The organism is Paenibacillus sp. VT-400 (assembly GCF_001029205.1).
In the GTDB taxonomy this organism is placed as follows: domain Bacteria; phylum Bacillota; class Bacilli; order Paenibacillales; family Paenibacillaceae; genus Paenibacillus; species Paenibacillus amylolyticus.
The window spans coordinates 1,004,392-1,018,988 of sequence record NZ_LELF01000067.1; the positions used below are offsets into that span (position 1 = coordinate 1,004,392).

Annotated in this window: 13 protein-coding genes; all 13 read left to right on the forward strand. The window is 45.8% G+C overall.

What is annotated here, in order from left to right; all coding sequences use genetic code 11:
• Positions 1-337: 337 nt before the first annotated feature.
• The 13 genes from EL84_RS15305 to trmL all read left to right on the forward strand — a co-directional run bounded on the left by EL84_RS15305 (position 338) and on the right by trmL (position 14,430).
• Entirely contained in the window at positions 338-877 is a 540-nt protein-coding gene (locus EL84_RS15305; RefSeq protein ID WP_081595013.1) for a 3D domain-containing protein, read from the forward strand.
• 111 nt (positions 878-988) lie between these two features.
• Complete coding sequence (locus tag EL84_RS15310; protein ID WP_036610057.1) at positions 989-1,204, forward strand: hypothetical protein; 216 nt, start codon at positions 989-991, stop codon at positions 1,202-1,204.
• 198 nt (positions 1,205-1,402) lie between these two features.
• Entirely contained in the window at positions 1,403-2,431 is a 1,029-nt protein-coding gene (liaF, locus tag EL84_RS15315; protein WP_047842275.1) for a cell wall-active antibiotics response protein LiaF, read from the forward strand.
• Between the two features lie 3 nt (positions 2,432-2,434).
• On the forward strand, positions 2,435-3,460 hold the full coding sequence (locus EL84_RS15320) for a HAMP domain-containing sensor histidine kinase (protein WP_047842276.1): 1,026 nt from the start codon (positions 2,435-2,437) through the stop codon (positions 3,458-3,460).
• Between the two features lie 18 nt (positions 3,461-3,478).
• Positions 3,479-4,141, forward strand: coding sequence for a response regulator (locus tag EL84_RS15325; RefSeq protein WP_017689597.1), 663 nt, complete (start codon positions 3,479-3,481; stop codon positions 4,139-4,141).
• 148 nt (positions 4,142-4,289) lie between these two features.
• Positions 4,290-5,954 (forward strand): S1C family serine protease, encoded by a 1,665-nt coding sequence (locus tag EL84_RS15330; protein WP_047842277.1) that lies wholly within the window; start codon positions 4,290-4,292, stop codon positions 5,952-5,954.
• 175 nt (positions 5,955-6,129) lie between these two features.
• Positions 6,130-6,819, forward strand: coding sequence for a response regulator transcription factor (locus EL84_RS15335; protein ID WP_047842278.1), 690 nt, complete (start codon positions 6,130-6,132; stop codon positions 6,817-6,819).
• Position 6,820: 1 nt separating this feature from the next.
• Positions 6,821-8,281, forward strand: coding sequence for a sensor histidine kinase (locus tag EL84_RS15340; RefSeq protein ID WP_047842279.1), 1,461 nt, complete (start codon positions 6,821-6,823; stop codon positions 8,279-8,281).
• A gap of 67 nt (positions 8,282-8,348) precedes the next feature.
• A complete protein-coding gene (locus tag EL84_RS15345) occupies positions 8,349-9,317 on the forward strand; it encodes a 4-hydroxy-3-methylbut-2-enyl diphosphate reductase (protein WP_047842280.1) in 969 nt (322 codons plus the stop codon).
• A gap of 276 nt (positions 9,318-9,593) precedes the next feature.
• Positions 9,594-10,658 carry a 3-deoxy-7-phosphoheptulonate synthase gene (gene aroF / locus EL84_RS15350; RefSeq protein WP_047842281.1) on the forward strand — a complete coding sequence of 355 codons (1,065 nt, stop codon included), beginning with the start codon at positions 9,594-9,596 and terminating at the stop codon, positions 10,656-10,658.
• A gap of 413 nt (positions 10,659-11,071) precedes the next feature.
• Entirely contained in the window at positions 11,072-12,496 is a 1,425-nt protein-coding gene (glnA, locus tag EL84_RS15355; protein WP_036669830.1) for a type I glutamate--ammonia ligase, read from the forward strand.
• 239 nt (positions 12,497-12,735) lie between these two features.
• The gene (gene serC / locus EL84_RS15360; protein WP_047842282.1) at positions 12,736-13,824 is read left to right on the forward strand and encodes a 3-phosphoserine/phosphohydroxythreonine transaminase; all 1,089 of its coding nucleotides are present in this window, start codon (positions 12,736-12,738) and stop codon (positions 13,822-13,824) included.
• Between the two features lie 138 nt (positions 13,825-13,962).
• Entirely contained in the window at positions 13,963-14,430 is a 468-nt protein-coding gene (gene trmL / locus EL84_RS15365) for a tRNA (uridine(34)/cytosine(34)/5-carboxymethylaminomethyluridine(34)-2'-O)-methyltransferase TrmL (protein ID WP_017689589.1), read from the forward strand.
• The last annotated feature ends 167 nt before the right edge of the window (positions 14,431-14,597 follow it).

Sequence of the window (14,597 nt, forward strand, 5' to 3'; positions counted from 1 at the left end):
TCAGGCGTTTTTCGTAGTGTTTGCAGTAAAAAGTATAGATTAATTGCTTTTTGGAAAACCTTTGCAGTGAGGGGGAGGTTATACAATGAAAAAGCAATTCTCAATTCAAAAGGAACATATACGGGGTTTATTGGTTGGCTGTGTGATGTTCGCCGGGATGATGATTAACCTGAATCATGCGGATGCCTATACATTTGAAGAGGAAAGTGCAGTACTGCATGTGGAGAGTCACAACAGTAGAAGTGAAGGTCTGATTATTGAGACTTCGAGCAAGCCTGATCAAGAATTTCCGGAACAGGTTAGCCATCAATACAGCGATGAAGCCCAGCTGACGACCATGGTGTATATGGCTTTATTGTGGTCACCACAACCAATGGTCATTCCAAGACCTGAGCTTCCTGAGAAACAAGTGGCAGATCCGTCTATGCCTGTGCTTGCTCCGCGTTCAGAACAAATCCTGGGTACACAAAAGGTTACAGCAACGGGATATACGGCAGGTGTGGAGTCTACAGGAAAAGGACCAAAACATCCTCAATACGGAATTACGTATTCTGGTGTCAAAGTACGTCGTGATAAAGAAACAGTTTCCACGATTGCAGCTGATCCGAAGTTGTTCCCAATGGGTTCCATTCTGTATATTCCGGGCTATGGATACGGTATTGTTGCAGATACTGGTTCGGCGATCAAAGGTAATAAGATTGATCTGTATTTCCCGACAACCAAGCAAGTGTACAAAGAGTGGGGCAAAAAAGATGTGGAGGTACAGGTGATCAGGCAAGGCGCTGGGAAATGCACAGAAAAGATGCTCAGCGAGTTGGCCGATGCAATCGATGTGTACAAATCCGTACCGGATTCGTGGTTGGACAAGGCCATTTAATTTCACATGGTCACATGAATAACTGAAGTGCTCTCTCCACATAATACTGACTGGGGACGAACCCCGCGGTGCAGCAATGCATCGTAAATATGAAGAGAGAGGTGATTCGTTGTGGCTAAAAAATCACAAGGGTACCAAACGCCAAACGAGAAGTACAATGCAGAGTTTGGAGAAGAGAATGCAGCAGCAAAAGTGAAGCAATCCGCTCAAAACAAAGTACAAGATAATTTCCAAACACCTGATGAAAAATACAATGCCGAGTTCGGTGTAGAAAACACAGGCCAAACTGGCCAAGGTCAAGGCAAAGCATCAAAATACAAAAAATAATTGAAGATTCATTAATCAAATGATGATTCAGCACCCTGGAGCAGCAGCTCCGGGGTGTTTTACATATGCGAAGTTTTTTACATTAATATCCTCTGATCTCAGTCTCGAGACCGAGATGAATTCCACCTGCCGCCGCTGTTCTCATTGTCTTGTCTGAGTTACACTGGATACATAATACAGACAAAGGAGACATGAGCGATGAAACGATCGACACGTGACCGCTGGTGGGTTGGCATACCTCTTATTGCTATTGGTGCGATGATCTTGTTCAGACAATTGGGATATGACATTGATGTAGGATATATTTTCAGAACATATTGGCCGTTATTTCTAATCTGGTGGGGGGTCAAAGGAATATCCGAGATTCGTCGCAACGGGGGTTACGCCTTTATTGGACCCGTAATTGTACTGGCGATCGGCGGTTACTTTCTTGCCCGTAACCTGGGATGGATTGATTACTCCATGGGGGAGTTCATTCGTTATCTGATCCCAGTTATGCTGATTGGCGGAGGATTGTTTGTACTGATTGGGCCACGACGTCGTGATCGGAAACATCATGACAAGATGCAGCCACCTCCAGCACCTGAGCAACCTTATAAACCGTTAGCTCCGGAGGATCTGGAGATGCCGTCATCGTTTGACGAACAGTTCGAGAAAACATTTGGCAAACCAAAACAGGAACAGAAGAACGATGCACATGGCCCTCATTTCACAGGATCAACGGATTCATCATCACAAGGGCATCAATATAAGAAGAAACATCAATCGTATAACTCTAACGATACCGGATATGGAGAACATTATGATGATGGCTACGGAAATGGTTATGGGGATTATGGCAATGGCAATACCATTAACAAATCGGCGTTCATCGGTGATCTGTACATGGGGCAGGAAGTGTTCTCGTTGAAACCAATGAACATCTCGGCTTTTATCGGAGATACTGTAATTGATTTGACGAAGGCACAGATTCCTTATGGGGAGACGAAGATTGTCATTTCTTCATTTATTGGGGATGTGAAAGTATTTGTTCCGGAAGATATGGATCTGGGTGTGACGGTGACGACAAATTCCTTCATTGGAGATATGTCACTGTTGAACCAGAAACGCGGCGGATTCCTGAGTAGTGCCCAGGCTGAAACTGCCCATTACCATGAAGCTAGCAAAAAGGTACGGATTATTGTAAGTGTGTTTATCGGAGACGTCAAAGTGAATAAGGTGGGTTAATGCATGATTCGAACAATTCTCAAGGCCAATAAATGGGAACTGATGATGTATTTTGCGCTAACTGGTCTGATTACACTGGGCGGATTCTATCTATTGTATGGAGAGGTGTTGATGGGGGCTGGTCGTCAGAGGGCATGGACCTATGTTGCCGTTGTTGTGCTGGCCACCGTTATCACCGGATATATCGCTGCATTACGACTCCAACGCAAGATCGACCTGCTAGATCTCAATATGTTGAAAGTATCCAAGGGTAATCTGGCGGTACGCATGCCTGAAGCGGATGACGCTTCGTTTGGTCGTGTCTATCAGGAGTTCAATGTCATGATGGATTCGATTGAGAAAAAGATGAGACTGCTTCAGCGCCTCGGTGAGCAGGAAGTCATTGAGAAGGAGCAAGCCTCGGAGCGGGCTGTGATTGAAGAGCGCAAACGAATGGCAAGGGACCTCCATGACACGGTTAGCCAGCAGCTGTTTGCCATGCATATGTCGGCTTCGTCTTTACCGCGACTGCTGGAGATGAATCCGGAACATGGTGGTAAAGTACTGGACCAGTTGATCCAGATGTCACATATTGCACAGCGTCAGATGCGAGGATTGATTGCCCAACTTCGACCGGTGGAGCTGGAAGGGCGTGACCTCACCGCAGCACTGGATAGTTGGTTTCCTGATTATTGCAGGCAGAATGGTCTTAAAGGTGTGAAAGAGCTGGAACTGGATGGCGGAATCTCGGATGCCATTGAGCACCAGCTGTTTCTTGTTATTCAGGAGGCGGTTGCCAATGTCGTGAAGCATGCAGAGGCTGGAGTGGTTAGTCTGTCCATACGGGAGAGTGAACATCAGATCAGCATGAGCATCAGCGATGATGGTCAGGGATTTTTACAGCAAGCGGAGCGTCCGGGTTCATACGGGTTATCTACCATGCGTGAACGGGCGGAGAAGCTTGGGGGGCAAGTTCAGATTATATCGAAACCGGGAGCGGGAACGACGGTACGGGTATTGATCCCGAAATTCCCGAACGTTCCTGAGTGAACCAGAGGGGGAGACGCAATGAGTGGTAAAGTAAACGTGATGATTGTGGATGACCATGATATGGTGCGCATGGGGTTGAAAACATATCTGATGCTGGAACCTACTTTTCATGTGATGGGAGAAGCGGGCCACGGGCAAGATGCGCTTGATCAGTTACGTAAGTTAAATGATAGTGAAATGCCGGACCTGATTCTAATGGATCTGATGATGCCTGTAATGAATGGTGCTGAAGCAACAAAAGCCATCATGACTGAATTTCCAGGGATGAAAATTGTGATGCTTACCAGTTTCCTGGAGGATGATCTGGTTGTGCAAGCGATTGAAGCGGGTGCGGTAAGTTATGTACTGAAGACAGTCTCTGCTGAAGAACTGATCTATGCTCTGCAAGGGGCCTATAGAGGCATGCCTGTTATGACAGGTGATGTGTCGCAGGCGTTAACCCGGGGAATCAGACAACGTACAGCGAGAGAGAGTGAATCAGGTCTGACTGAACGGGAGAAGGAAGTGCTGCTGCTTATTGCAGAGGGAAAGACCAACAAAGACATTGGAGAAGAATTACATATCAGTATCAAAACCGTCAAAACACATGTGAGCAACCTGCTGATGAAATGTGAGATGGATGATCGTACACAATTGGCCATCTATGCGCATCGTCAGGGTTGGGTGAAAACGAAAGGGTAAAATGCTGTCGTGACGGGTAAAAGAGTCTATTCTTACGTGCTTTTATCTCCTTTTTAATTGTTTTTAAGGTACGGTTAAGGTTTAAAGTACAAAATAAGGACAGTTAAAGAATATCTCTTGGGAATAAGAGATTGGGAGGTAGAGAGGCATGGACGAACGCAACTATAGATCGAACCGTCAAGACGAGGAAAACGAAACCAAACAAACGGAGAACCGCAATTCTTCCGGAACGGACGAATCCTCCTATTATTATTCTTATGGACCTTTTCAGTCCGTGAATCAGGAAGATACAGCAAATCACATGGGAAGCAATAATCAACGTGAAGAAGGAAATGTAGAGATTACAAAACCTGATCCGGTGAGACCCGTACCTACTTACTATAATAGTGAATCAACCGAACAAGCGAAAAGATCATCAGCAGGCGGCGGAAACGGCTCAGGTAACGATGGAGATCAAGGGAATGGCGGCAAAGGCAACTGGAACTATAATAACCGCAAGCCACGTTCTTCCGTAAGATCACTTCTATTTTCCTTTATTGCCGGGATGCTGGTCATTACCGTTCTCATGTACACAGCTGACAGAACAAACATGTTCACACCGGAGACGGCACTTACGAACACGGACAATCAAAGTTCAGGACAGGAAGCGTCTACAAACACAGGCGGAGGCAACAATGTCACAGCGTCGTTACTGCCAACTGGCAAAGAAGATGTGTCTTCCGTAGTAACAAGCACAAGTCCGGCTGTCGTCAAAATCGAAACACTCGCGAAGCAGTCCTCACGTACAGGATTGGGTCAGGGTGGATCCAATACAAGTGATCCGCTGTACCAATACTTCTTTGGTAATGGCGGCGGAACGGAAGGCAATCAAGGCCAAAGCCAGCAACCACAAAGCGGTAATCAGCTTGTGCCTATGGGCATTGGTTCCGGGTTCATTTTTGACAAAGAAGGATATATCCTGACGAATCAACACGTTGTTCAGGGTGCAGATGTAATCCAGGTAACGCTGGAGAACAACAGCAAACCTTATGAAGCTAAATTGCTGGGAAGCAGCTTTGATCTGGATTTGGCTGTATTGAAAATTGAGAAAAACAGTGGTGACGATGCGTTCCCTGTAGCTCCACTGGGTGATTCCAACAGTACTCAAGTCGGTGAATGGCTTGTAGCTATTGGTAACCCTGAAGGATTCGAACACACCGTTACAGCAGGTGTACTGAGTGCCAAAGAACGTACGATCAGCATTCCAGATGAAGAAACAGGAAAAACACGTGAGTACAGCCATTTGCTGCAAACCGATGCTTCGATTAATCCGGGTAACTCCGGTGGTCCGTTGCTTAACCTGAATGGGGAAGTTATCGGAATGAACGTTGCAGTAAGCGCAGATGCACAGGGTATTGGTTTTGCAATCCCGTCGAGCGTCATTTCTGAAGCTGTTAAATATCTTAAAGAGAACAAAGAAGTTCCCAAAGAGCCAGTACCCTTTATCGGTGCGTCTCTGATGGCTCTCACGCCTGAAGTTGCTAAACAAATGGGAACAGACGTTACCGAAGGTTCAGTTGTAGCCAGCACGATCTTCCAATCACCGGCTTACCAAGCAGATCTTCGTGCATATGACATCATCACAGGTGCCAACGGTACGCCTTATGCGACAAGTCAAGACCTGATTGATTTCATCAAGAAACAGAAAATCGGCAGTGAAGTGACATTAAACGTGGTGCGTGACGGTAAGAAAATGGATCTGAAAATCAAAATCGGCAATAAAAATGATTTTGATACTTCACAAACAACAGATACACAACAGCAGCAACCATAAATATCAGGTAAGGATTTACAGAACGGAAGGGTTTGAAGGCCCTTCCGTTTTTTTGCCCTGATGAAGCAGAGTTACAATGGACCAGGACGAATTGGAGACGCCTACTTGAAGATGCAGATTGTGCTTCTGCCTGTTACAATGGGATAAAACGTTAGGATAAAGGAGAAAGACCACCATGCGCTCAACTATTTTGATTGTGGATGATGACGAAAAAATTGTATCCATGCTCCGCCGGGGGCTGGCTTTTGAAGGATATGAGGTACAGACGGCTTCCAATGGAGCTGAAGGCCTCAGCAAACTGATGGACAAGGAGCCGGACATCGTTGTGCTGGATGTGATGATGCCGCAGATTGACGGATTTGAGGTATGTCGCAGATTGAGAGAAGCAGGCAGTAAAGTGCCTGTGCTGATGCTGACGGCCAAGGATGAAGTACAGAGCCGGGTGACCGGACTGGACACAGGAGCCGATGACTACCTTGTAAAACCTTTTGCGCTGGAAGAATTATTGGCACGTGTCCGTGCATTGCTGCGCCGCAAGTCAGATAGTGCGGCTACGCCGGACAACCGCTTAATGTATGAAGATATCATTTTGGACAATGACTCACGTGAAGTATTGCGAGATGGGCAGCGTCTGGAGCTGACTGCCAAAGAATTCGAACTGTTGAATCTGTTCATGCAAAATCCAAGACGGGTACTGTCCCGTGATCTGATTATGGATAAAATCTGGGGTTATGATTACAGCGGTGAGTCTAACGTGCTTGAAGTATACATTGCCATGCTCAGACAGAAGACTGAAGAATACGGTGGCAAACGTCTAATCCAGACCATCCGGGGAGCCGGTTATATTCTGAGAGGTGACTCCTGACATGTCCATTCGGTTAAGACTAACCGCATGGTATTCTGGTATTCTGGCCGCCGTGCTTATTTTTTGGGGCGTTGTCATCTATGCCTTTGTTTATTTTAATTCCTATCAGGAAGTCGAACAGCAATTAAAGGTGAAAAGTGCCCGGATTACGGATCAAATTGGTGTAAATCCTCTTTCGCAGTCGTTGGATCTGGACCCATTTACAGAGAGCCAGCTTCAGGAGGCACAAATTTACATTCAACTCTGGGATTATCAGAGTCGCTCAGGCATAATTTCCGGCAATATGAAAAAACTGGAGATTCAGTTTCCGGTATTAAAAGCCAATGAAATTCTTGAAAAGCGAGGCATATCCAAGATCTATGTGGATGGTACACCGTTTCTGGTGAATCAGCTTCCCCTTTCTCTTCAGGGAACCAATGAAGTACGTGGGATTCTTCAGGTTGGTGCGAATGTAAGTTCACAGGAGCGCTTGCTGGAAGCGTTGCTTAATATTTTGGTTTTTGGCTGGCTGGTAGCGATGGCATTGGCTATTACCTCAGGTCTCGTCTTGGCTCGCAAGTCGATGCGTCCGCTCGTGACTGTCATTGATGCCGCCAATCAGATTCAATCTGGAGATGACTTAAGTGTACGTATTCAATATGCTGGGCCGAAGGATGAGATCGGGCGTCTGATTGAAACGGTGAATAATATGCTTGAACGTACAGAATTGTCATTCCGTGGTTTGGAGGAGACGAATGCTGCTCAGCGCCGCTTTGTATCCGATGCATCGCATGAACTGCGTACGCCGCTGACCACCATTCGCGGGAACGTAGACTTCTTGAAGAAGCTGTGGGATCAGGAAGGAAGCGACCGACCGAATCTGGATGAGGAGACTGTCAAACAAATGTCGCTGGAAGCCATTGAAGACATGGCTGACGAGGGAAAACGTATGAGCAGGCTGATCAGCGACATGTTATCGCTGGCGAGAGCGGATACGGGTCAGAAAATTGAACTGAATCCGATCCCGCTGCAGATACTCGTACAGGAAGTAGCACGCAGAGCACAATTTCTGGATCGTCAGGCAGACTGGCTTCCAGGAGATTTTTCCATCCTGAACGGCATTTATGTGAATGGGAGCAAGGACTATCTGCAACAGATGCTGTTTATTTTCATCGAAAATGCGTTTAAATACACACCTGAAGGCTCTGTGACGCTGGATGCCGTATTATACAAGGGCCAGGTGGGACTACGCATTAGCGACACCGGTATTGGGATGGATCGGGACGAAGTGCCGTGCATCTTTGATCGTTTCTATCGGGCAGATGAATCCCGCGGGGCTACACCGGGCATCGGTCTGGGACTTTCGATTGCGAAGTGGATTATTGAGGAACACCATGGATCGGTTGAGGTTGTGACCAGACGTGGAGAAGGAACCACCTTTATTATCTGGTTGCCGGTTGTCTTTGCTCCGCCTATCGAATAAAGGTATAATAGACAGGACTGCAATTACATCGGCAACGTTGCCGAGAAAGAAAGCGGGTGGCAACCAAGTGGAAGTACTACGAATTTCGCCGCGGGGATATTGTTACGGCGTTGTGGATGCGATGGTGCTCGCGCGTCAAGCGGCACGCAATCTGGATTTACCACGACCTATTTATATATTGGGTATGATTGTGCATAACCAACATGTGACGGATTCCTTTGAAGATGAAGGTATTATTACATTGGATGGTCCGAACCGGATGGATATTTTGAGCCAAGTGGAGAGTGGCACGATTATTTTCACAGCTCATGGTGTATCTCCTGAAGTGCGCAAGTTGGCACGGGACAAAGGATTGACAACAGTGGATGCAACATGCCCTGATGTGACCAAGACACATGATCTCATTCGCGAAAAGACATCAGAAGGTTATCAGATCATCTATATTGGTAAAAGGAATCACCCTGAACCAGAAGGTGCCGTTGGTGTTGCACCAGATCTCGTTCATCTGATCGAGAAGGAAGAAGAGATCGAAGAGCTGAACGTATCTCCAGGCAAAATCCTTATTACAAATCAGACAACGATGAGCCAGTGGGATATCAAACACATTATGAGCCGTCTGCTGGAGAAGTTTCCGGGCGCAGAGATTCATAATGAGATTTGCCTTGCAACTCAGGTTCGTCAGGAAGCTGTAGCGGAACAGGCAGGTCAATCGGACCTGGTTATCGTGGTGGGTGATCCTCGCAGCAATAACTCTAACCGTCTGGCACAAGTGTCGGAGGAGATTGCGGGTGTTACGGCCTACCGTGTATCTGATGTTTCCGAGATTCAGCAAGAATGGCTGAAAGGTGTAAATAAGGTGGCGGTTACTTCGGGTGCATCAACACCAACACCGATCACGAAAGAAGTCATCCTTTACCTGGAACAGTATGAACATGACAAGCCGGAGACGTGGGAGATCAAACGTACCGTGAACATGAGCAAACTGTTGCCTCCAGTTAGAGAAAAACACGTACACCTTAGGGCAAAGGAAATGTAAAAAGTAAGTCTAAGTGTATGTGAATTAAAAACGAAATGTGAATGAGAAGAATCCTGTTATGCAGATCCGAATGTCGGAGCCTGCGGAGCAGGATTCTTTTTGTATATGGATAAGGAATGTGTACCTTGACGCAATCATATAACTATGGTATATTCACTTTAACGGATAAAAGCTTAAAAGCGAACAAGCGTTTAAGCGCGACAGAGTTTTTATATTTAATCAGACGCACGTTAAGGAAATTATTGTGCTCTCATACAAGGAAGGATGGGAATTAATATGATCGTTATTGCAGGCAAAGCTACACCGGAGGAACAGATTCAGGATATCGTTGCAGTTATTGAAAAAGAAGGGCTTCAGGTGCATATCTCTCGCGGAGAGGATCGTACTATCATTGGTTTGATTGGTAAAGTTGAACCTAAAATGCAAGAACATCTTCGCCAAATGAAAGGTGTCGAGAATGTCGTTAAAATCTCGAAGTCCTACAAATTGGCAAGTCGTGACTTCCATCCGGAAGATACGGTGATCTCCATCAAAGGTGTAGACATCGGCGGAAAAGAACTTGTTGTCATGGGCGGACCATGTGCGGTTGAATCCGCTGCACAGATTGATGAGATTGCCGGGCTTGTGAAAGCTGCTGGTGGGCAAGTGTTACGTGGTGGAGCATTTAAGCCTCGTACTGGTCCTTACAGCTTCCAGGGAACGGGCGTAGAGGGATTGATCATGATGGCGGAAGCAGGCATGAAACATGATCTGCTGACCATTACAGAAGTCATGACACCTGAGTATGTGGATATTTGCGCCGAGTACGCAGATATTCTGCAAGTAGGTACACGTAACATGCAGAACTTTGACCTGCTCCGCAAATTGGGTGAGTGTGGCAAGCCGGTATTGTTGAAACGTGGTTTCAGTGCGACATACGATGAATTGTTGAATGCGGCTGAATACATTCTTGCGGGTGGTAACCCAAATGTTATGCTGTGTGAACGTGGTATTCGTACGTTTGAATCCTACACACGGAATACGTTGGATCTGTCAGCGATCCCTGTTCTGCAGTCTCTGAGCCATTTGCCGGTTATTTCCGATCCGAGCCATGGTACTGGACGACGTGAACTGGTGGAACCGATGACAAAAGCTTCTGTTGCTGCAGGTGCCAATGGCCTGATCATTGAAATGCATACCGATCCGGATAACTCCATGACAGGAGATGGTGTGCAGTCTTTGTTCCCTGACCAATTCGCTAACCTATTGCAGGATCTGGAGAAATTGGCACCAATCGTGGGTAAATCATTCAGCACAGCCAAACAACCGGCAGAATTTTTCCCGGCACGTGTAGGCGTTTAATAAGAATTTCATAGTCAAGGTCTGGATCATCATCCGGGCATCTCCTCTGATCTCGTTCATTGCAACGGAATCAGATAGATGCTCGGTTTTTTGCATATTTTGCAGTTTTGAACGTATTTATTAATCAATAGTGATAAGAAACATTTATGATGTGAAGTTTTTCCCATGATTTAGGTTAAAATAGGGGTCGCTTTACCGCATTAAACCAGTTAAATGTATATAAAACTAGTTGTTATATGAATTTATGTTATTTATAAAGTGTGAGTATATCTAACATCCCTTCAAAAAATACCTTACATAAGTATTGACGATGTCATATTTTAAAATTTATAATGACGACAGAAAAAAATTCGAATTTAGACATTTTCTTAGTGGGGTTGTTTAATGTTCGGAATATTTGGGAGGACGAATACATGTCGGTTGAAAACGTATTGAAATCAATTCAAGAGAACAACATCGAGTGGGTAGATTTTCGTTTTGTAGATTTAGCTGGTCGTGCACATCACATCTCGTTGCCAGCTTCGGCTGTTGATGCAGACACGTTCGTAAATGGAGTAGCTTTTGACGGTTCTTCTATCCAAGGTTTCCGCGGAATTGAAGAGTCCGATATGGTTATGATGCCAGACCCTGAAGCGACTTATGTCGATCCGTTCACTGCACACCCTACATTGAATGTTATGTGTGATATCTTCACTCCGGATGGCGAGCGTTATGAGCGTGACCCACGCAGCATCGCTGTTAAAGCAGAAGCTTTCCTGCAAGAAAGCGGCGTAGGTACAACAGCATTCTTCGCACCTGAATCCGAGTTCTTCATCTTCGATGATGTTCGTTATGAGAGCGGCACGAACAGCTCTTCCTACTTCGTAGATTCCGAAGAAGCTTCTTGGAATACCAACCGTCAGGAAGAAGGCGGAAACCTGGGCTTCAAAGTTCGTACTAAAGGCGGATATGTTCCAGTAGCACCAGTGGATACACAACAAGATATTCGTAGCGAAATGTGTCGCCTTTTGGAAGAAGCTGGCCTGTCAATCGAGCGTCATCACCATGAAGTGGCGACAGCGGGTCAAGCCGAAATCAACTTCCGTTTTGATACACTGAAGAAAACAGCAGATAACCTGCTTGCATACAAATACATCGTGCACAACACTGCACGTCAATATGGCAAAGTAGCAACATTCATGCCAAAACCATTGTTCGGTGATAATGGTAGCGGAATGCACGTTCACCAATCCATCTTTGATGGCGATTCCCCATTGTTCTATGACAAAGCGGGATATGCTAACCTGAGTGAAATGGCTCTGCACTACATCGGAGGTATCCTGTACCATGCTCCGGCACTGATCGCTTTGACTAACCCTAGTACGAACTCGTTCAAACGTCTCGTACCTGGTTACGAAGCACCAGTTAACTTGGTTTACTCCAAAGGTAACCGTTCCGCAGCAGTTCGTATTCCGGTTGCAGCTGTGACACCAAAAGGTTGTCGTATCGAGTTCCGTACACCAGACTCCACAGCTAACCCATACTTGGCATTCTCCGCAATGTTGATGGCTGGTCTGGATGGAATCAAACGTAAAATCAACCCAACTGAGCTTGGATATGGTCCTCTCGATAAAAACATCTATGACCTGTCTGATGCAGATAAAGAAAACATCCGCAGTGTGCCAGCTTCCCTGGAAGAAGCACTTGATGCTCTGGCAGCTGACAACGAGTTCTTGACTGAAGGCGGCGTATTCACAAAAGACTTCCTTGATAACTACATCAACCTCAAACGTGATGAAGCGAAAGCAGTAGCGATCCGCATTCATCCGCACGAGTACAGCCTTTACTTCGACTGCTAATCTGTCGAGGTCGGAACAGTTCTTGTTCCAACTTAAAGCCTCCGGGACACGCTCTCGGAGGCTTTTCCTTAAATTAAACAATGTAGTGCTTTAACTTTGCAGGGTGATAAAGGAATTTAATAACCTGAATTCAACACTTCAGTGCATATTGCCCTTGAAGCAGATAGAGAATACTGATATCATAGCGATAATATTCACTTTGTATGTCAGAGTTACGGATGGAAAGGGCGGGGGATTTTGTGACAAAAAGAGCGTATAACTTTAATGCAGGACCTGCGGCGTTACCACTTGAGGTACTGGAGCGTGCACAGGCGGAATTTGTAGATTTTCGTAATACAGGCATGTCGATTATGGAGATGTCTCACCGTGGAGCGGTGTATGAGTCTGTACATAATGAAGCTCAGGAGCGGTTGTTGTCGCTTCTAGGCAGTCCAAAAGGATACAAGGTTCTCTTTCTGCAGGGCGGTGCAAGCACTCAGTTCGCGATGTTGCCAATGAACCTGCTCGGCGCAGGGCAGACTGCAAGTTACGTGATGACTGGCAGCTGGGCGAAGAAGGCTCTGTCTGAGGCGAAGTTGATCGGCGAGACACATGTTGCTGCATCTTCGGAAGCAGAGAAATTTATGAAATTGCCGGATGTTTCGAATCTGAGTTTGCCAGAACGTACGGCTTATGTGCATCTGACTTCGAACGAAACGATTGAAGGTACGCAATTCAAGTCGTTCCCGGATACCGGTTCAGTACCTCTGATTGCGGACATGTCGAGTGATATTTTCTGTAAACCATTTGATCTTAATCAGTTCGGCATGATCTACGCGGGTGCACAGAAGAACCTGGGTCCATCCGGAATTACGGTTGTAATTGCTCGTGAGGAACTGGTGAGCGAATCGCCTAAAACGATTCCAACCATGCTTCGTTACAGCACACATGTAGATAACAACTCCCTGTACAATACGCCGCCATCCTTCTCGGTATATATGGTGAATGAAGTATTGAAATGGATTGAAGAACAGGGCGGACTGGCTGGTATTGAGCAAAAAAATACGAAAAAAGCGGAATTGCTTTATAACACAATTGATGCTTCCGGTGATTTCTACCGTGGTTGTGTGGAAACAGAAGATCGTTCCCTCATGAATGTAACCTTCCGTCTTGCTTCGGAAGAACTGGAGAAAAAGTTCATCAAGGCCTCGGAGGAAGAAGGATTTGTAGGTCTGAAAGGACATCGCAGTGTGGGGGGGCTGCGTGCCTCTATTTATAATGCTGCTCCTTATGAGAGTGTTAAGGCACTGACAGACTTCATGAGCCACTTCCAGAAGACAAATGGATAATAAAGTATAGGACGGTGTAATGGACCTTCGTGTCTAATCCTGTGCCTTACCAGAGCCTTCCACATTGACGTGTGGAGGGCTTTTCTTTAAGATTAGAGGGTTGTCGTCAACATGAAATGAAAAGGAGATTGAACACATATGGCTTTACACATCGTTCTGGTTGAACCAGAAATTCCGGCGAACACAGGTAATATTTCGCGTACTTGTGCGGCAACCGGTACCCATCTGCATCTCGTACGTCCACTTGGATTTCGAACAGATGATGCTACATTGAAACGTGCAGGGCTGGATTACTGGCATGCTGTCCATATTGAATACCACGACTCATTTGCTGAGGTTCAGGAAAAATATCCGGAAGGTCGTTTCTTCTATGCAACTACGAAGGCCAAGAACCGATATAGTGATTTTAATTTTCAGGATGGGGATTTCCTCGTTTTTGGTAAAGAGACTAAAGGCCTGCCACCTGAATTAATTGCTGCGAATCCCGATACATGCATGAAAATGCCAATGACTGGTGATGTTAGATCATTAAATCTGTCCAATTCGGCAGCAATTATTGTATATGAAGCGTTGCGCCAGCTCAATTTCCCGGGGTTAGAAGGATAAATTTTGGTTATAAATGACGGCTAGAATTCGGAAAAAAAACATTTTTCAAAAAAAAGGACAAAAAATGTTTATTTCCAGCAGGATTCGACAAAATCTTGGCGAATCTATAAACATAGTACAAATGTACCTAGAAATTTAGAGTAAGATAGGAGAGGTGTGCCGTAGCT